The organism is Halomonas fontilapidosi (genome assembly GCF_014192285.1).
Lineage (GTDB): Bacteria > Pseudomonadota > Gammaproteobacteria > Pseudomonadales > Halomonadaceae > Halomonas > Halomonas fontilapidosi.
Map to the genome: position 1 here is coordinate 122,206 of NZ_JACHXQ010000001.1, position 17,468 is coordinate 139,673.

Sequence of the window (17,468 nt, forward strand, 5' to 3'; positions counted from 1 at the left end):
ACGCGCCGGGCCGCCGAGGGGCCAGCCGCCGCCGGCGTCAGGCCGTTTCGCGAAGCTCGCTGGAGCGGGCGAAATAGTGCTGGGCAAAGGCGACTCGTTGCTCGGGTGAAACGCCCTCGGGCTGGCGTTCGATCAGGTCGAGTCGGGGGCGCAGCCCCTCGCCATTGGCCATCTGGATCGCCAGCCCCGGACGCGCGTTGAGCTCAAGCAGCATGGGGCCGTGATCACGGTCGAGCACCATGTCGGTGCCGAGATACCCAAGCCCGGTCATCTCGAAGCAGCCGGCCGCCAGGCGCAGCAGGGTGTCCCAGTCGCTGATGTGCAGACTGGCGAGCTCATGTCCGGTATCGGGGTGGTCGTGGCGGGTGCGATCGAACTGCACGCCGCGGATCGCCGCACCGCTGGCGATATCGATGCCCACCCCCACGGCGCCCTGATGCAGGTTCGCCTTGCCGTCCGACGCCGCGGTCGAGAGGCGCATCATGGCCATCACCGGATAGCCCTTGAAGACGATGACCCGGATATCCGGAACGCCCTCGTAGGTATACTCGGAGAAAGACGCGTCGAAGTTGATCAGGGCCTCGATCAGCGCCACGTCGGGGGAGCCGCCCAGGGAGTAGAGCCCGGAGAGGATATTGGAGACATGGCGTTCGACGTCGCCAAGGGTCAGTTGCACCCCACTGGGCTTGATGTAGCGGCCGCCTTCGATACGCTCGATGACCAGGATCCCCTTGCCGCCACTGCCCTTGGCGGGCTTGATCACGAACCCCTGATGGCCGATGAGCATGGTGCACAGCTGCTTGATGCCGAACTGCGTGGTCACCGTGCCAATCAACGCCGGGGTGGTGATGCCATACTGCTGTGCCAGCAGCTTGGTCTTGAGCTTGTCATCCACCAGCGGGTAGAGGCGGCGGCTATTGTAGCGGCCAATGTAGCGGATATTGCGCCGGTTCATGCCGACGATGCCTTTGGCATGCAGGCGGGAAGGGGTCGTCCACATGGTGTCAGTCCTCCGTGACCGGCTTGAAGCGGCGAAGTTCGAGCAGGCGATAGCCGGTGTAGTTGCCGAGCAGCAGAATCAGCGCCATCAATATCAGCTGGATGCCGAGGAAGTTGAAGGTGAGGTGGCGAATCAAGGGATTGTTCATCGCCAGGTAGGCGAGTACCGCGGTCAGCAGACTGCCACCGCCCTGGATCAGCACCTGTTTGGGGCCTTCTTCCTCCCAGAGGATCGACATCCGCTCGATGGTCCAGGAGAGGATGATCATCGGGAAGAAGGTGATGGTCAGACCCGCATTGAGCCCGAAGCGATAGGACAGCACCGAAAAGACCGAGATGATGGCGATGACCGTGATGATCACCGCCGTCACTCGCGCCACCAGCAGCAGGTTCAGATACGACAAGTAGTTGCGGATCACCAGGCCCACGGCCACCACCAGCAGAAAGCCGATCAACCCGGTGATCAGCGTGGTCTGGATAAAGGCCAGCGCGATCAGCACGGGCATGAAGGTGCCCGAGGTCTTGATGCCGACCAGCACGCGAAGGATCACCACCATCAGCGCGCCGATGGGGATCAGCAGGATGGTCTGGAAGAGCGCCTGATCCTCCAGCGGCAGGCTATGGATCGAGAAGTTGAGCAGGGTGTCATCGGCCAGCTCGCTGCGTACGGCTGCCGCGGCAGGCTGATTGCGAGAGAGCATCGAGAAGCCGACGCGCGAGTTACTGCCGCCCTCGACCTCGAGCACCGCATGGCCGGCGGATTCCCACAGCAGCAGGTTATCCGGCCGGCCGCGCTCCCCGGTGCGCGGGTCGAACAGCATCCACTCCGGATCGTCGAAGACCTGGATCCAGGGCGTCAGGCTCTGACGGCGGCGACCATGCTCGAGCAGCAGACCGCTGACCTCGCGGGCCGGCACGCCGGCCTGGTTGAGCAGGCGGACGAGCAGCGGAGACCTGTCGAACTGGGTCAGCAGCAGGCGGGCATTCTCGCCCTGGCGCGCCTCGGTGAAGTCAGTAATCAGCTCGCGTGCGAAGCTGAAGGGGTCGGCGCTGCGTGACCAGGCCCGCTCGATCACCTGACGGGCCGCGGTGTCATAGGGGCTTTCCCAGACGATGTCACGCCGCAGGGGAGGAGGCTCGATCAGCGGCTGGCGGGACGACGGGGCGACCAGCGCCTGCACGCTGTAATAGAGCTGCTGGTCGCCCGTGGCCTGGCGAGTGGTCCATTCGGCACGGCGGCCGCCGTTTTCCTCCAGGAAGGCCAATCCGTAACCGGGGGATGCCGTATGTTCGGTAAGGATTCGATAGCCCTGCTGGGTCGAGGGCAGCGCCAGGTTGACCTTGGCCGGCCCGCCATCGGCAATGAAATTGACCTGGGCCTCGATCTCCCAGACCTGGCGTTGCTCACCCGGTGTCCAGGGCACCTCGAACTGCACGTGGCGGTGGATGCTCATGGCAACCCCGGCCACCAGCAGCAAGCCGACGATCAGGTAGAAGGGCAGTCGTGACATGGGTCTTCCTTGAAAGGGCAAAAATCAGGCGACAAGGCGTGTTTCACGTCGACGCAGGCAAGCATCACTCGGCGGCGAGTTCATCGCGATCAGCGGCCTCATCGGCGCCGGCTTCGTCTGCCGGACGTCCGCCGGGATATTCGGGACGCTCATGCAGATACTGCTCGGCCACATCGATGACGGTGATATCCATCAGGAAACGACGCCCCAGAAGCACCGGATGGTCGAGGTGGGTGCGGTCATTGAGCGTGAACTGCACCGTCTCGCGTAGCGGCCCCAGCGTCATCAGCAGACTGATCACCGGACGCGACTCCTCGCCGGACGCCTGGATGATACGCACTCGTCGCTCCACCGGTGCCTCGATCCAATTGTCGCGGACGCTGTCGACCACGGCATCGTCGTCATTCAGCCCCAGCTTGAAGCGCAACCAGTTCTCGCCATCACGCTCGAAGCGGGTGATCTCGGTGGCCGACAGCGATGAGGTCGTGGCACCAGAATCGATACGCGCCTTGAGGTAGGTGCCGACCTCGGGTAAGCCGATCCACTCACTGCGCCCCAGGATCTCCTTGTTACCCAAGCGGGTCTGGCTGTCGCTGCATTGACGCGTCCCTTGCGGTTCGGCGTCATCGCGGTCACGTTGCGCCACCTCGCCACGCAATTGCCGCAACAGGCTGCCGACTTCACGGACGTCCGCCGACAGTGCCTGGTGCTGATGCAACTGCTGATCGAGGCGGGTCTGTAGACCAGTCACACAGCGCGACGTGACGGCATCCTCGAGCCGATCGATACGCGCCTGGAACGCCGCGCTGGTGACGGGCGGAGGCAGGGGCTCACGGTCGGGCAACAGGGTGCATCCGCTCAGCAGAGAGGCAACGATCAGGGTGCCGACAAGCGGCAAACATTGGCGCATGAAAAGGGCTCGAGCCTACTAGGTGGCAGATGATCATAAGGAGTTGGTTCCTGCCTTGTCCAACGTCGGCAGAAGACGACAACACGACTTAAGGGGGCAAGCCAAACTCATTGCCACCCCCGATTTAACATAATATACATTATGCGAACTTGTGTGATCTACCAATTGACCTTGGTCAAGGTGTCACCCGAATGCCCGCCTGGGGCTTCTGATGTGTCTTTAACACACTTGGGTATGCGCTACTCTGTTCTCGGGTCCGTCGTCCGCGCGATGACCGCCGCCGACGCATCGATATAACAAGCAAGGGGATCTTCATGCAGACAAGGAACCGGCCACCGGGATTCGTCCTGCTGCCACTGGTGCTTGCGGTGTCCGCGGCCAGCAACGCCCAGGCCCAGGCGATCGAAGGTAGCGGCAGCTGGACGCACAACGTCGGCGTGACGGTGGGCAACGAGTACGACGACAACATCTTCGCCGAACGCGAGAATCGCCAGGATGACACTATCACCGTGGTCTCGCCCTTCGCCGAACTCGTCGGCCAGGGGGAGCGCCACAAGGTGCGCCTCTACGGCAACGCCGAGCGTGGCAAGTATCACGCTTTCGAGAGCGAGAACTACACCGACTGGCGCGTGGGCACCGAGGGTCGGTTCGCCTACAGCGAGGCCGGCAGCGTCTTCGGCGGGCTCAACACCGGACACGGCCACGAGTCCCGCACCTCGCCCGATGCCGTCAACGGCAAGGAACCCACGGTCTATGACCGCATCGGCGCCTTTGCCGGCGTCAACCACCGCCTCGGCCGCGTGACCAGCCGCGTTGGCGGTACCTTCGAGTCCCTGGACTTCGAGGACGTGGACGCCCTGGATGGCCTGACCATCGAGAACGACGATCGCGACCGCGACCAGGTCACCTTCGGCGGGCGTTTCGGCTACCGACTCGACGCCTCCCTGGAACCCTTCGTTCAGCTATCAGCGGACCTGCGCGACTACGACCAGGCCGTGGATATCGACGGCTTCGATCGCGACTCCGAGGGGGGCAACGCCGCTGTGGGTCTCCTCCTAAAGCCGTCTCCGACGCTCGACGTCGAGCTGCTTGCCGGCTGGCTGGAGCAGGACTACGACGACCCGGCCCTGGAGGACGTCGCCACCTGGGACCTGGGGGGCGAGCTCTCCTGGCATCCCGCCGGTTCGCCGACGCGCGTCATTGCCAGGCTCGACCGCAGCGTGGAAGAGACCACCGTGCGCGGGGCCTCGGCCAACCTGCGCACCGGCGCAGGGGCCGAGCTGACCACCGCGATCCGCCCCGACCTGACGTTCAACGCCCGGGCCAGCTATAGCGACCATGACTATCAGGGCGTGGCGCGCAACGACAACCTGCTGGGCCTAGGTCTCGGACTACGCCATTACCTTAATCCTCACCTCTTCGTCGGCATGGACTACGACTTCCTCCAGCGCGACTCCAGCCTACCCGCCGAGGACTTCGACAATAACCGCCTGATGGTCAGCCTCGGCACCCAGCTCGCCAGGGGCTACGAGGATGCCGAACTGCTGGCCGCGGCCGGCGATGCCGACCTGCTCGTTGATGGCTACCTGGGCCTCCAGGCCGGCTACGGCGAGATCGGCACGGCCCAGGCCGGTTCGCGCGGCTCCGGCGGCACCCTGCGTGCCGACTTCCGCGACGGGGGCGGCAGCCTGGGGCTTTTCGGCGGCCCTGCCCTCACGCTCGGCGATTGGCGCCTGGCCCTCGAGCTCGAGGCCGAGGAGGCCGATGCCGAGTGGTCCCATGAGCGGTCCGGGGGGCGCGTCTTCTCGGTGGAAAAGCAGCGTGAGTATGGCGCCGGGCTGCGCGTCGGTCGCCTGCTGGCCGGCGACAACGAGGTGTACGCTCGCCTGGCGCTGGTGCGCGGCCGCTTCGACCTGACCTTCGCCGAGGGGGGCGAGAACGACGACCAGCGGGAGTGGTTGGATGGACGCCGCCTGGGCGGTGGCCTGGAGGTGCCGCTCTCCACCGCCCTGGGCCTGCGCATGGACTACAGCTATACCGGCTACGAGGACCTCGACATCGGGGTCGGCGGCGAGCGCGACGACTTCGCCCAGGAGGAGAGCCGGATGCGCCTGGGGCTGGCCTGGCACCCCGGCCGCCAGGGCAGCCAGCGGACCCCAGCCGCCCCCGAGGCGTATGACGGCCTCTATCTCGGCGGCCAGCTCGGCTACGGCAGCCTGATCACCGACCTCGAGGGGCCGCGCAGAGAACCCTCCGAGCTCGAGGCACCCTTCGGTGACTCCGGCGCCCTGGCGGGCCTGCATGTCGGCTATGGCCAGACCTTCCAGCGGTTCTATCTGGGGGGCGAGCTCGCCGCCGAGGTCAGCGACGTGACCTGGAACCACGAACGCCAGCCCACCGGCCGCACCTATTCGGTGGACCGCGAGTCAAGCCTGGGCCTGGCCCTGCGCGCCGGCTACGTGATCGACAGCGGTGCCCTGCTCTACCTGCGTGGCGGCCCGGCCTGGACGGCCTTCAAGATCCGCTACGCGCGTGGCGATCAGCGTGTCCACCTGGACGAGACCGAGCAGGGCTGGCAGTTCGGTGGCGGGATCGAGATACCCCTGCGCGAGCGCCTGCGCCTTCGCATGGACGTCAGCCATACCCGCTATGACGACATCGAGGTCGACTACGGCTCCGGCATCGACACCCTGGACAGCGAGGAGACCCTGACCCGCCTGGGCCTCAGCTACCGCTGGTAAGCCCTGCGGCAGGTTGTCGCAGCGTGAGGGTAAACCGCGCAGTTTGACGTACATCAAATATGCTTATAGCTGATGGGGCTAACTTGAAGTTACTGGTACCCGTCGAGGCGGCCCTGCCAGTCACATCCGACATGGCAGTATCTTTCTCCCGGAGGAGAAATTCCATGAGCACTCAATACAAGACAATCACCCGCCGTCGCCTCGCCACCCTGGCCGGCACCGCGCTGCTGCCCCTGGCGGCAGTCATCGGCCTGGCGCCGGTCTCGGCCGACGCCAGCTTCCTGATCGACAAGGCCGAGGCCCAGCAGGGCCAGGGCCATGGTGGCGGTCGCGACGACCTGCTCAACATTGGCCGCGGCAAGGGCAACGGCTTCGGCGCCGGCGGCCAGGGACGCTCGGCCGAATCCGACATCTTCCGCGATGACGCCGCCGGCGGCCCGCCCGAGGGCAAGGGCCAAAGCCAGGGCGGCAGTGGCAGCGACCGCGGCGGTCAGCCGGATGGTGCCGGCGGTGGCGGCGGCCCGGACAGCGGTAAGGGCGGCGATTACGGCGACATCGTCATCATCCTGCGCAACGACGACGGCACGCCCGTGCTCGACGACAACGGCAATGTCCAGCCCTGCCTGGATGCGGCCTGCGAGGAGGTCATCCAGCTGGTCCAGGCAGAGGACGGCAAGTACGAGATCCCGGCAGAGTATGCCGACCAGGTGATCCCGGTCGAGTTCGGCCGTCTCAACGTCGCCCGCTCCCCGTCGAGCGTCACTGACCACTCCCTGGCCGAACTGCTCAGCAAGATGGATGGCGTGGAAATCACCGCCGAGACCCTGGCCGAGATGACCGATACCTCCGGTCGCCTGATCACCCCGGACGGTGCCACCATCGACTCGCCGCTGGAGAACCTGGCCTTCTACATTGCCCTGCTCGAGGCGACCAACGAGGATCCCGTCGACGGGCTCTATACCCTCAGCATCTCCACCAATCCCCACGGTGACGAGCCGGCCGAGTCCTACTCGATGACTGTCGACGCGGATATCGTGCTGACCCTGGCTGCCTCGGCCCTTGCCGCCGGTTCCGACAAGTATGGTGACCTGACCATCGACGAGGTGATGGGCATCAGCAGCTTCCTGGGGGTCGCCGACGAGCTCGCCGCCCTGGTGTCGTCGGAGACCTACTCCTACAGCCCCGATGACCTCTATGGCGGGGTCACCGTCACGGTGCTCGAGGAGGTCGTGATCGACGGCACCACCTACTACCAGCAGACCGAGGTGAACCTGCTCGACGAGGTGGTGTTCAACACCGTCCCGACCATCGAGGACAACGGCTACGGCATCGATACCTTCACCCAGCAGGCCGACGATTCCGTCCAGGTGCTGGAGTATGTCCACGACTTCGGCCTGGAGTCCGAGTGACCCCGGCCGCGACATCACTACAGGAGTTGAAGCGGCCCCTCACGGGGCCGCTCCTGTCTCGACAGGAGGCACCCATGAAAGAATCGCACTCCCCTGCCCTGCGTCGGCGCCTGATGGCTGGCCTGCTGCCGCTGGTCCTGGCCTTCGGCCTGGCCCAGGCCGACACCTATGCCCAGGTGCCGAGCGAGACGCTGCTGCTGGCCCAGCACACCGACCATACCGATAGCCACGCCGATGGCGATGACCACGGCTCGGGCGGCAAGCAGGGTGGCGGCCAGGGCAACCGCGGCCAGCGCCAGGGCAAGGGCGCCGGCACCGGCGAGGGGCGCGGCGAGCAAGAGGACGGCGACGATCACGACCACGAGGATGGCGAGGAAGGCGGCGGCCCGCCCGAGGGACGTGGCGAGCATGAGGATGGCGAGGAGCACGACCACGAGGCCTGACGGATTGCCCCTCACCCGATGCCACGACACCGCCCGGAAGGCCTCGGCCCGCCGGGCGGCGTCGTTTGATGATGCCGCTTGCGGTTACGCCTCCGTCGGCGATGGCGTCGGCGTCGCTAATCCGCTAGTCTTCCTGTACAGACCCTTTTTACGGAAATTTTAATGTACAGGAAATGGCTTCTTCGCCTAGCCATGCTGGTGCTTCCCCTGGCGCTGCTGGCCGGGTGTGGCAGCGTCGACATTGAGCGCTATGCAGAAACGACACCGCGCCTTGACATCGGTGACTACTTCGATGGCCAGACCCGTGCCTGGGGCATGGTGCAGGACTACCGTGGCGAGGTGCAGCGCCGCTTCACGGTAGACATCGACGGTACCCTCGAGGGCGATACCCTGACCCTGGATGAGCGCTTCACCTACCAGAATGGTGAGACGGACCGCCGCGTCTGGACCTTCGAGCGACAGGGCGAGAATCGCTGGCTCGGCAGCGCCAATGATGTGGAGGGCCCCGTGGAGGCGCGCCAGGCCGGTCACGCCTTCACCATGCGCTACCGGCTGCCCGTCGAGGTCTCAGGACGCGAGATCACCTTCACCCTGGACGACTGGATGTACCTGCAGCCCGACGGGCGGCTGATCAACCGCACCGCCATGAGCAAGTTCGGGGTGACGCTGGCCGAGATCACCATCGTCTTCAGTCGTGTCTCACCCTGACGGCGGCCATCAACGACACGGCCCCGGGCCATAAGCCCGGGGCCGTGTCGTCGGAACGGCGTGACGTCCGATCAGATCGGGGTCTTGTCGTCGGGTTCGTTGGCCGGCGCATAGGAGCCATCTTCGCGATGGACTTCCTTGCCGGTCAGCCCTGGCGTGAACACGCACGCCAGGTGCATGGTCTTGCTGGCCCGCAGCAGGTGCTCGTCGTGCTGGTCGAGGATGTAGATATCACCCGGCTTGATCGGCCAGATCTTGCCGTCGGCCAGCGTCTCCACCTCGCCCTCGCCTTCCATGCAGAAGACGGCCTCGAAGTGATGCTTATAGTGGATATGGGTCTCGGTACCCTCGTAGATGCGCGTGATGTGGAACGAGCAGTTGCCGCCATCATCAGCCAGGCTCAGGCGAGTGCTGTCCCAGTTGCCATTCTCAGCACCGACCAGGCGGTCGCTGTTGCGGGCTTCCTCGAGATTGCGAACGATCATGGATGCTCTCCAGTATTGTCAGTGACAGACCGGCCCGGCTCCTGCCGACCGGTCGACGACCGCGCCGCCCGGTGGGCGACACTCCCAGACTATCAGCTAAGCGCCTGTTTGGTGCTGGTCTCGAGAATATCCAGGCCCTTTTTTAACTCCTCGTCGGTGATGGTCAGCGGACAGAGACACTTGACCACCTCGCCATCCTGGCCGCTGGTCTCGATGACCAAGCCGTTCTCGAACGCCTGGTGGGTAATCTTGTCGGCGATCTCGCCGCTGCCGACGTCGATGCCCCGCATCAGGCCGCGGCCGCGTTCCGAGGCCTCGATACCCAGTTCGCGAAGCATGCGGGCGATCTTCTGGAAGCGCTCGGCAACGACCTCACCTTTGCGCGCCACGTCCTGCGCCAGGCCGTCGTCGCTCCAGTACTGGCGCAGCGCGGCTGCCGCGGTGGTAAAAGCCAGCGCAAAGCCGCGGAAAGTGCCGTTGTACTGGCCCGGCTTCCAGACATCGAGCTCGGGACGTACCAGCACCTGAGAAAACGGCAGGCCCAGGCCGGAGAGCGACTTGGAGTTGGTGACGATGTCGGGAACGACGTCGGCATGCTCGAAGCTGAAGAACTTGCCGGTGCGGCCGCAGCCGGCCTGGATGTCATCGACGATCAGCAGGATGTCGTGGGCATGACAGATACCTTCGAGGCGCTTGAGCCAGTCGAGGCCGGCGACGTTGATACCGCCCTCGCCCTGCACGGTCTCGACGATCACCGCCGCCGGGATGTCCAGACCGCCAGACTTGTCACCGAGCAACTTCTCGAAGTAGTCCAGGGTATCGGCGCCCTCGCCCAGGTAGCCATCGAAGGGCATGAAGCTGCCGCCAACCGTGGGTACCCCGCCGGTGGCTTCGCGGAACTTGCGGTTGCCGGTGGTCGCCAGCGCGCCCATGGTCACGCCGTGAAAGCCATTGGTAAAGGTGACGATGTTGTGGCGGCCCTTGGCGTTGCGGGCCAGGCGAATGGCGGCCTCGACGGCATTGGTGCCGGTCGGCCCCGGGAACTGGACCTTGTAGTCCAGGCCACGCGGCTTAAGAATCACCTCCTCGAGGGCCTCGAGGTAGTCCCGCTTGGCGGCGGTCCAGAAGTCCAGGCCGTGAATGATGTTGTCCTCGGCCAGATAGTCGAGCAGCGCCTGCTTGATGTGTGGATTGTTGTGCCCGTAATTCAGGGTGCCGGCACCGGCCAGAAAATCGATGTACTCACGATCCGCTTCATCGGTCAGCCGGGCATTCTGGGCCTTGGTGAAGACCACCGGAAAGGAGCGGGAATAGGTCCGGACTTCGGACTCCATGCGTTCGAGTAGCTGGGTCTGCATGTGCGACCTCCTGTTAGGCAATAGCAAGGGGCAGCGCGCTAATGCGGCTGAAGTGACGTGGGGTTGCCTGCCACCCGAGAACGGCAGGCCAATGAAGCGGGGAGCTCAGATACGGTCGGTCTGGAAGGGGCCGATGCGCACGAGGTTTTCCGGGTCGTGCTCGCCACCGAGCTGGTCGGTGGAGAAATACTCGCGGCTGTTGAGCGGTGCCTGCCAGCGGGCGGCAAGCCGACGGAACAGGCCCCAGGAGGCCTGGTTATCCGGCGTAATGGTGGTCTCCAGATGATGAACGTCGGCCATCTCGGGACGCGTCATGACGGCTTCCACCAGGCGCCGGGCCAGCCCGGTGCCCCGTGCCTTTTCGCCGACCGCCACCTGCCACAGGAAGTAGGTGTCCGGCGCGTTGCTTTTCACGTAACCGGAAACGAAGCCGACGATTTCACCTTCCTCGTTGGTCGCCACGGCACAGCTGTCACGGAACTGGGTCGCCAGCAGCAGATAGGCATAGGCGGAGTTGACGTCCAGCGGGGGGCAGGATTTGACCAGCTCATAGACGCCCCAGCCATCGTCGGGATTGGGCTTGCGGATGAACAGCGGGTAGCTGTCGTGACCGACAACGGCGTCCGCCACGGTGGGACGGGCCAGGTCGGCAGAGGGCGTAAAAGGCTCGGTAGTTGCGTTCATTGTCATGGTTCGCTGTAGCGAATTTGGAAAGAAGTATAACAGCGGCTTATCGCCAGTTCAAAGCCATGGTTATTCTGCCGAGCTGGAACCATAATGGAAAATTATGCTGCAAGGGCCATTATTTCCAGTGGAGCCATTGCTTTGGATAATAGCTCACTCCCCTTGCGACGCTATGACAATCTGCAGCGGGTCTCCCCCTGGGCATGACCCGCTGCGCCCCCGACGTCGTGGATTTTTCAGCGCCGAGTCGGCACCCGCATGGTGACGAACTCCTCGGCGCCGGTGGGATGAATGCCCACGGTGGCGTCGAAGTCCGCCTTGGTGAGGCCGGCACGCACGGCCACGGCGATCCCCTGGATCACCTCGCCGGCCTCCTCACCCACCATGTGGGCCCCCACCACCACATCACTCACATCATCGACGATCAGCTTCATCAGGCAGCGTTCAGTGCTGCCGGACAGGGTGTGCTTCATCGGCCGGAAGTCGGCTGCATAGACGCGAATCTCGCCGCATGCCTCGCGCGCCTGCTCCTCGGAGAGCCCCACGGTGCCGATGTTGGGATGGCAGAACACCGCGGTGGGGATGTTGCGGTAGTCCAGCGGGGCCGGCTCGACCTCGTCGAAGTGGTGCCTGACCATCTGCATGGCTTCGGCCAGCGCCACCGGGGTCAGCTCGGGGCCACCGGAGACATCACCCAGCGCGAGGATCGACGGCTCGGAAGTCTCGAAGCGCTCGTTGACGCGCAGATGGCCGCTGTCGGTCAACGCGATGTCGAGGCGATCCAGGCCCAGGCCCTCGAGGTGGGGGCGGCGGCCGGTGGCGGCCAGGACCGCATCCACCTCCAACTGCTCACCATTGGTGAGGTTCACCCGCAGGCCCGAGGGGACCTTCTCGATGGAGGCAATATTGGCCTTGAAGTGCAGCTGGACACCCTTCTTGGCCATCTCGTCACGGGTGAACTCGCGCACCTGCTGATCGAAGCCGCGCAGGAACAGCTCGCCGCGGTAGACCAGGTGGGCCTCACTGCCCAGGCCATTGAAGATGCTGGCAAATTCCACGGCGATATAGCCGCCGCCGAGGACCAGAAAGCGCTCGGGAAAGCGCTCCAGGTCAAAGACCCGGTTGGAATCGACGACATGCTCGTTGCCCGGGAAATCGGGGACCCAGGGCCAGCCGCCCACCGCCACCAGGATCTTTTCCGCGCTGAATGTCTCGTCGTTGACGCTGACATGGTGCGCGTCCAGCACCTGGGCGCGGCCATTGATCAGGCGCACGCCAGCCGAATCGAGCAGGCGTCCGTAGATGCCGTTGAGCCGCTTGATCTCGCCGATCTTGTTGTCGCGCAGCGTGGTCCATTCGAAGCGCGGTGCCTCGGCCAGTTGCCAGCCGAACCCCCCGGCATCCTCGAAGGCCTCGTGGAAATGGGCGGCGTAGGAGTAGAGCTTCTTGGGCACACAGCCCACGTTGACGCAGGTGCCACCCAGGTAGCGGTCCTCCGCCACGGCGACCCGCGCGCCGGTGGCAGCCGCGGTGCGGGCGGCGCGTACCCCGCCGGATCCCGCCCCGATCACGAACAGGTCATAGTCGAAGTCTGACACGCATCTCTCCTGTCGAAGGGTCGAGCCACGTCGGCCCGTCTGTAAATCTCGGGGGGATCATACCAGCCGAGGCGAGGCCCCGGGAGAGCGGTTGACCGCCTCAGCGGGTGACGATACAAGGGTCCCCCCTTTAACCGCCGAGCGAGCCATCCGGAGCCTGACATGAGACACGAGATCGATAGACTGCTGGCCAACAACCGCAGCTGGGCGGAGAAGATGTGCCGGGACGATCCCGACTATTTCGCGCGTCTTGCCCGCCAGCAGAGCCCCGAGTACCTGTGGATCGGCTGTTCCGATTCTCGCGTGCCGGCCAACCAGATCATCGACCTGCCACCGGGCGAGGTCTTCGTCCATCGCAACGTCGCCAACCTGCTCCACCACAACGACATGAATGCTCTCTCGGTGGTGCAGTATGCCGTGGACGTGCTCAAGGTACGCCATATCATGGTGGTCGGCCACTACGGCTGCGGCGGTGTGCGGTCAGCCGTCGCCGGCGGCGAATGCGGCATGGTCGACTACTGGCTGCACTCGGTCCGCGAGCTCTACAGTGGTCATCGTGGCGCCCTGGAAGACCTGCCCCTCGAGGAACAGGTCGACCGCATGTGCGAGTTAAACGTCGAGGCTCAGGTCAACAATCTCTGCCGAACCAAGATCATCCAGCGGGCCTGGCAGCGCGGCCAGGCGCTCTCCGTTCACGGCTGGATCTACGGACTGAGCGATGGTCGGGTCAACGACCTCGACTGCAGCGCCCACGGCCTCGACCAGGTCGCCACCCTCTACCGCATCGATCGCCTCACCGCCAGCGGGGACTGAACAGGCCCGGCAAGCACGCTCATTCGCCGCGCGCATGGCCCCTCTCACAATTTCGATTGTGCGCCGGTGCCTGGGCTGACTATGTTGTTGCCTGGACCTTCGCGGTCATCACACCAACAACAAGTCACCCGGCACGGAACAACCTATGACTCTCAAGAAGACCCTGCTGGCAAGCGTGATCGGCGCTGCCATGACCACCGCGGTACTGCCCTCCATGGCCAGCGCCGAAACCACCCTGCGCATGGCCTATGACGCCGACCCGGTCTCGCTGGACATCCACGAGCAGCTCTCCGGCGGTATCCTCCAGCTCTCCCACATGACCTTCGACCCGCTGGTGCGCTGGAACAAGGACCTGAGCTTCGAGCCGCGCCTGGCCACCAGCTGGGAGCAGGTCGACGACACCACCATGCGCATGACCCTGCGTGACGACGTGGCATTTCACAGCGGCAACGCCTTCAGCGCCGAGGACGTGGTGTGGACCGTCGAGCGCCTCAAGCGCAGTCCGGACTTCAAGGCGATCTTCGAGCCCATCGAGACGGTGACCGCGCTCGACGAGACCACGGTGGAGTTCAAGACCGGCGAGCCCTACCCGCTGCTGCTCAATCTCGCCACTTATATCTTCCCGCTGGACAGCGAGTTCTACAGCGGTACCGCCGAGGACGGTGACCCCAAGGACGAGATCGTCAAGAACGGTAATTCCTTTGCGTCGGCCAACCTCTCCGGCACCGGCCCCTTCACCGTGGTCGAGCACCAGAAGGGCACCCGCATGGAGTTCGATCGCTTCGAGGGCTACTGGGACGAGGCGTCCCCCGGCAACGTCGATCAGATCGTGCTCACGCCGATCAGCGAGAACGCCACCCGGGTCGCCGCCCTGCTCTCCGGCGACGTGGACTTCATCGCGCCGGTGCCGCCCAATGATCTGGACCGCATTCGCGAGGACGAGGACGTCAAGCTGGTCACCATGTCCGGCACGCGGATCATCTTCTTCCATATGAACCAGGAGCGCGTCGAGGCCTTCCAGGACCCGCGTGTTCGTCAGGCCTTTGCCTATGCGGTCAATCAGGAAGGCATCGCCGATCGACTGATGAAGGGCTTCGCCACGCCGGCGGCGCAGTTCTCGCCGGAGGGCTATGCGGGTCATGTGGCCGACCTGGAGCCGCGCTACGACCTGGAAAAGGCCAAGCAGCTGATGGCGGATGCCGGCTACGCTGACGGCTTCGAGATCTCCATGATGGCGCCCAACAATCGCTACGTGAACGATGCCAAGATCGCCCAGGCGGTGGCCGCCATGCTGGCGCGCATCAATGTCACGGTGGACCTCAAGACGCTGCCCAAGGCCCAGTACTGGGGCGAGTATGACGACCGCGCGGCCGACATGATGCTGATCGGCTGGCACGCCGACACTGAGGACAGCGCCAACTTCCACGAGTACCTGACGGCTTGTCCGGACGCCGACACCGGTGCCGGCCAGTACAACGCCGGCAACTACTGCAATCCCGAGCTCGACAAGCTGGTGGCCGAGGCCAACCTGGAGGTCGACCTCGAGAAGCGGGCCGAGATGCTGCAGCAGGTCGAGCAGACCCTCCACGACGAGGCGGCCGTGGTGCCCCTGCACTGGCAGGACCTGGCCTGGGCCTCGGCGGACAACGTCATGATCGAACCGATCCTCAACGTGATGAACTTCCCCTACCTCGGGGACCTGGTCATCGAGGGCAAGTAAGCCTCCCTCGCCGGCCCTTGCGGGCCGGCCATCCAAAACCCTGACCTCTGCGACGCGCTCGCCCAGCGAGTGCGTCGCCGCGTGTTGCACACGGGACGCCAGCCATGATCGCTTTCCTGATCAAGCGCCTCTTCCATGCGTTGCTGGTGATGTTCATCATCAGCATCATCGCCTTCGCCATCCAGGACAACCTGGGCGACCCCATCCAGCAGATGGTCGGCCAGTCGGTCCCGGAGAGCGAGCGCGAGGCCCTGCGCGAGCAGCTGGGCCTCAACGACCCCTTCCTGGTCCAGTATCTGCGCTTTGCGGGCAATGCCCTGCAGCTGGACTTCGGCTACTCCTACATCTTCAACCAGCCGACCACCGAGGTTATCGCCCGCCACCTGCCGGCGACCCTCGAGCTGGTCTTCGCCACCACCCTGCTGATCGTGCTGCTCTCGGTGCCGATCGGCGTCTACAGCGCCATCCGACCGCGCGCCTGGCTGTCGCGGTTCTTCATGGGGGTGTCGATCATCGGCATCTCGATCCCCGTCTTCCTCACCGCCATCATGCTGATCCAGCTGTTCGCCATCGGCGTCAGCTGGTCGCCCTTCCCCGCCGATACCGGCTGGGGGGCCTGGCTCAACGACCTGGTGAGCACCGAGGGTGGCATGCCGGCCTACGGCCGCGGCAACCCGGTGCCGGTATTTGGCACCTGGGCGACCAACTTCGCCTCCCTGGAAGGCCTCACCTACCTGGTGCTGCCGGCCATCTCGCTGGCCTCGATCATGCTGCCGCTGTTCATCCGGCTAATCCGCGCTGAGATGCTCGAGGTGCTGCAGTCGGAGTACGTGAAGTTCGCCCGCGCCAAGGGCATCTCGTTGCGCCGCATCTATTTCGTGCACGCCCTGAAGAACACCATGTTGCCGGTGATCACCATGGGCGGGGTGCAGATCGGCACGCTGGTGGCCTACACCATCCTCACCGAGACGGTCTTCCAGTGGCCGGGCATGGGGCTGATGTTCCTCAACGCCATTCAGCGCTCCGACGTGCCGCTGATCATCACCTACCTGATGATCGTGGGGCTGATCTTCGTGATCACCAACACCCTGGTCGACCTGATCTATGGCCTGGTCAATCCCACCGTCAAGCTGACAGGTAAACCCGCATGACAACCACGACACCCCAGGTGGCGAGCCGCTGGTCACGCTTTCGCGGCTCCTACCTGCTCTACAGTTTCAAGCGTGACCTGATCGCACAGGTCAGCCTGGTGGTCTTCATCGCCCTGGTTGCCGTGGCCGTGCTGGCCCCGTGGCTGGCGCCCATGGACCCCTATGATCTGGCGCAGATCGATATCATGGCCTCGGAGCTGCCGCCCTTCTGGGTCGACGGCAGCGACCCGGCCTATCTGATGGGCACCGACTCCCAGGGCCGCGACCTGCTCTCCACCATTCTCTATGGTGCCCGAGTGTCGCTGATCATCGGCTTCGGCGCCGTGGCGCTCCAGGCCATGCTGGGGGTCAGCTTCGGGCTGCTGGCCGGCTACCTGGGTGGGCGCGTGGATGCCTTCCTGATGCGCCTGGCCGACATCCAGCTGTCGTTCTCCACCCTAATGGTGGCCATCGTGGTGGGCGCCCTGGTCAAGGCGGCGTTCGGCGGTGCCACCTTCAGCGCCTATGCGGTTCCGCTGCTGGTGCTGATCATCGGCCTGGCCGAATGGCCCCAGTATGCAAGAACGGTGCGCGCCTCGGTGCTGGCCGAACGCCACAAGGAGTATGTCGATGCCGCCCGGGTGATGGGCTTCACCAGCCGGCGCATCATGTTTCGCCATATCCTGCCCAACACCCTGTCGCCGATCTTCGTCATCTCCACGGTGCAGGTGGCCAACGCCATCATCTCCGAGGCCGCGCTCTCCTTCCTCGGCCTGGGCATGCCCGAGACACAGCCGTCGCTGGGGTCACTGATCAAGTCGGGCTTCGACTACCTGCAGTCAGGCTCGTGGTGGATCACCCTGGTCCCCGGCCTGGTGCTGGTGGTGCTGGTGCTGGTGATCAACCTGCTCGGCGACTGGCTGCGTGACGTTCTCAACCCGCGACTCTACAAGGGCTGA

The 17,468-nt window shown here is 64.9% G+C and carries 15 protein-coding genes; 8 read left to right on the top strand and 7 right to left on the bottom strand.

The window, feature by feature from the left end:
• Window positions 1-37 precede the first annotated feature (37 nt).
• From FHR95_RS00615 to FHR95_RS00625, 3 genes are all read right to left on the bottom strand, one after another.
• Window positions 38-1,000, bottom strand: a complete 963-nt coding sequence (locus tag FHR95_RS00615) for an alpha-L-glutamate ligase-like protein (protein ID WP_183312978.1) — start codon at window positions 998-1,000, stop codon at window positions 38-40.
• A gap of 4 nt (window positions 1,001-1,004) precedes the next feature.
• On the bottom strand, window positions 1,005-2,510 hold the full coding sequence (locus tag FHR95_RS00620) for a UUP1 family membrane protein (RefSeq protein ID WP_183312979.1): 1,506 nt from the start codon (window positions 2,508-2,510) through the stop codon (window positions 1,005-1,007).
• 64 nt (window positions 2,511-2,574) lie between these two features.
• A complete protein-coding gene (locus tag FHR95_RS00625) occupies window positions 2,575-3,420 on the bottom strand; it encodes an ATP-dependent zinc protease family protein (RefSeq protein WP_183312980.1) in 846 nt (281 codons plus the stop codon).
• Window positions 3,421-3,734: 314 nt separating this feature from the next.
• Between FHR95_RS00625 and FHR95_RS00630 the strand changes: the two genes are divergently transcribed.
• The 4 genes from FHR95_RS00630 (at window position 3,735) to FHR95_RS00645 (ending at window position 8,721) form a co-directional block, all read left to right on the top strand.
• Entirely contained in the window at window positions 3,735-6,161 is a 2,427-nt protein-coding gene (locus tag FHR95_RS00630) for an outer membrane beta-barrel protein (RefSeq protein WP_183312981.1), read from the top strand.
• Between the two features lie 164 nt (window positions 6,162-6,325).
• Window positions 6,326-7,570 (top strand): hypothetical protein, encoded by a 1,245-nt coding sequence (locus tag FHR95_RS00635; protein WP_183312982.1) that lies wholly within the window; start codon window positions 6,326-6,328, stop codon window positions 7,568-7,570.
• A 74-nt stretch (window positions 7,571-7,644) separates the two neighbouring features.
• Window positions 7,645-8,013: a hypothetical protein gene (locus tag FHR95_RS00640; RefSeq protein ID WP_183312983.1), complete on the top strand. Its 369-nt coding sequence runs from the start codon at window positions 7,645-7,647 to the stop codon at window positions 8,011-8,013.
• Window positions 8,014-8,175: 162 nt separating this feature from the next.
• Window positions 8,176-8,721 (top strand): DUF3833 domain-containing protein, encoded by a 546-nt coding sequence (locus FHR95_RS00645; protein WP_040186768.1) that lies wholly within the window; start codon window positions 8,176-8,178, stop codon window positions 8,719-8,721.
• Between the two features lie 71 nt (window positions 8,722-8,792).
• Here the strand turns inward: FHR95_RS00645 and FHR95_RS00650 are convergent, their stop codons facing one another.
• From FHR95_RS00650 to gorA, 4 genes are all read right to left on the bottom strand, one after another.
• The gene (locus tag FHR95_RS00650) at window positions 8,793-9,206 is read right to left on the bottom strand and encodes an ectoine synthase (RefSeq protein WP_040186766.1); all 414 of its coding nucleotides are present in this window, start codon (window positions 9,204-9,206) and stop codon (window positions 8,793-8,795) included.
• A gap of 92 nt (window positions 9,207-9,298) precedes the next feature.
• Window positions 9,299-10,564 carry a diaminobutyrate--2-oxoglutarate transaminase gene (gene ectB, locus FHR95_RS00655; RefSeq protein ID WP_183312984.1) on the bottom strand — a complete coding sequence of 422 codons (1,266 nt, stop codon included), beginning with the start codon at window positions 10,562-10,564 and terminating at the stop codon, window positions 9,299-9,301.
• Between the two features lie 105 nt (window positions 10,565-10,669).
• Window positions 10,670-11,248, bottom strand: coding sequence for a diaminobutyrate acetyltransferase (gene ectA / locus FHR95_RS00660; RefSeq protein ID WP_040186762.1), 579 nt, complete (start codon window positions 11,246-11,248; stop codon window positions 10,670-10,672).
• A gap of 236 nt (window positions 11,249-11,484) precedes the next feature.
• The gene (gene gorA, locus FHR95_RS00665; RefSeq protein WP_183312985.1) at window positions 11,485-12,846 is read right to left on the bottom strand and encodes a glutathione-disulfide reductase; all 1,362 of its coding nucleotides are present in this window, start codon (window positions 12,844-12,846) and stop codon (window positions 11,485-11,487) included.
• Between the two features lie 162 nt (window positions 12,847-13,008).
• Between gorA and can the strand changes: the two genes are divergently transcribed.
• The 4 genes from can (at window position 13,009) to FHR95_RS00685 (ending at window position 17,468) form a co-directional block, all read left to right on the top strand.
• Window positions 13,009-13,659 (top strand): carbonate dehydratase, encoded by a 651-nt coding sequence (can, locus tag FHR95_RS00670; protein ID WP_183312986.1) that lies wholly within the window; start codon window positions 13,009-13,011, stop codon window positions 13,657-13,659.
• A 145-nt stretch (window positions 13,660-13,804) separates the two neighbouring features.
• Window positions 13,805-15,379: an ABC transporter substrate-binding protein gene (locus FHR95_RS00675; RefSeq protein WP_183312987.1), complete on the top strand. Its 1,575-nt coding sequence runs from the start codon at window positions 13,805-13,807 to the stop codon at window positions 15,377-15,379.
• A gap of 104 nt (window positions 15,380-15,483) precedes the next feature.
• Window positions 15,484-16,530, top strand: coding sequence for an ABC transporter permease (locus tag FHR95_RS00680; RefSeq protein WP_183312988.1), 1,047 nt, complete (start codon window positions 15,484-15,486; stop codon window positions 16,528-16,530).
• On the top strand, window positions 16,527-17,468 hold the full coding sequence (locus tag FHR95_RS00685; RefSeq protein ID WP_040186753.1) for an ABC transporter permease: 942 nt from the start codon (window positions 16,527-16,529) through the stop codon (window positions 17,466-17,468). Before FHR95_RS00680 ends, FHR95_RS00685 begins: the two co-directional genes overlap by 4 nt.

Excerpts from the sequence above, each read along its gene's own strand:
- FHR95_RS00615 (WP_183312978.1), bottom strand. The coding sequence starts at position 1,000 with ATGTGGACGACCCCTTCCCGCCTGCATGCCAAAGGCATCGTCGGCATG.
- FHR95_RS00620 (WP_183312979.1), bottom strand. The coding sequence starts at position 2,510 with ATGTCACGACTGCCCTTCTACCTGATCGTCGGCTTGCTGCTGGTGGCC.
- FHR95_RS00625 (WP_183312980.1), bottom strand. The coding sequence starts at position 3,420 with ATGCGCCAATGTTTGCCGCTTGTCGGCACCCTGATCGTTGCCTCTCTG.
- FHR95_RS00630 (WP_183312981.1), top strand. The coding sequence starts at position 3,735 with ATGCAGACAAGGAACCGGCCACCGGGATTCGTCCTGCTGCCACTGGTG.
- FHR95_RS00635 (WP_183312982.1), top strand. The coding sequence starts at position 6,326 with ATGAGCACTCAATACAAGACAATCACCCGCCGTCGCCTCGCCACCCTG.
- FHR95_RS00640 (WP_183312983.1), top strand. The coding sequence starts at position 7,645 with ATGAAAGAATCGCACTCCCCTGCCCTGCGTCGGCGCCTGATGGCTGGC.
- FHR95_RS00645 (WP_040186768.1), top strand. The coding sequence starts at position 8,176 with ATGTACAGGAAATGGCTTCTTCGCCTAGCCATGCTGGTGCTTCCCCTG.
- FHR95_RS00650 (WP_040186766.1), bottom strand. The coding sequence starts at position 9,206 with ATGATCGTTCGCAATCTCGAGGAAGCCCGCAACAGCGACCGCCTGGTC.
- ectB (WP_183312984.1), bottom strand. The coding sequence starts at position 10,564 with ATGCAGACCCAGCTACTCGAACGCATGGAGTCCGAAGTCCGGACCTAT.
- ectA (WP_040186762.1), bottom strand. The coding sequence starts at position 11,248 with ATGAACGCAACTACCGAGCCTTTTACGCCCTCTGCCGACCTGGCCCGT.
- can (WP_183312986.1), top strand. The coding sequence starts at position 13,009 with ATGAGACACGAGATCGATAGACTGCTGGCCAACAACCGCAGCTGGGCG.
- FHR95_RS00675 (WP_183312987.1), top strand. The coding sequence starts at position 13,805 with ATGACTCTCAAGAAGACCCTGCTGGCAAGCGTGATCGGCGCTGCCATG.
- FHR95_RS00680 (WP_183312988.1), top strand. The coding sequence starts at position 15,484 with ATGATCGCTTTCCTGATCAAGCGCCTCTTCCATGCGTTGCTGGTGATG.
- FHR95_RS00685 (WP_040186753.1), top strand. The coding sequence starts at position 16,527 with ATGACAACCACGACACCCCAGGTGGCGAGCCGCTGGTCACGCTTTCGC.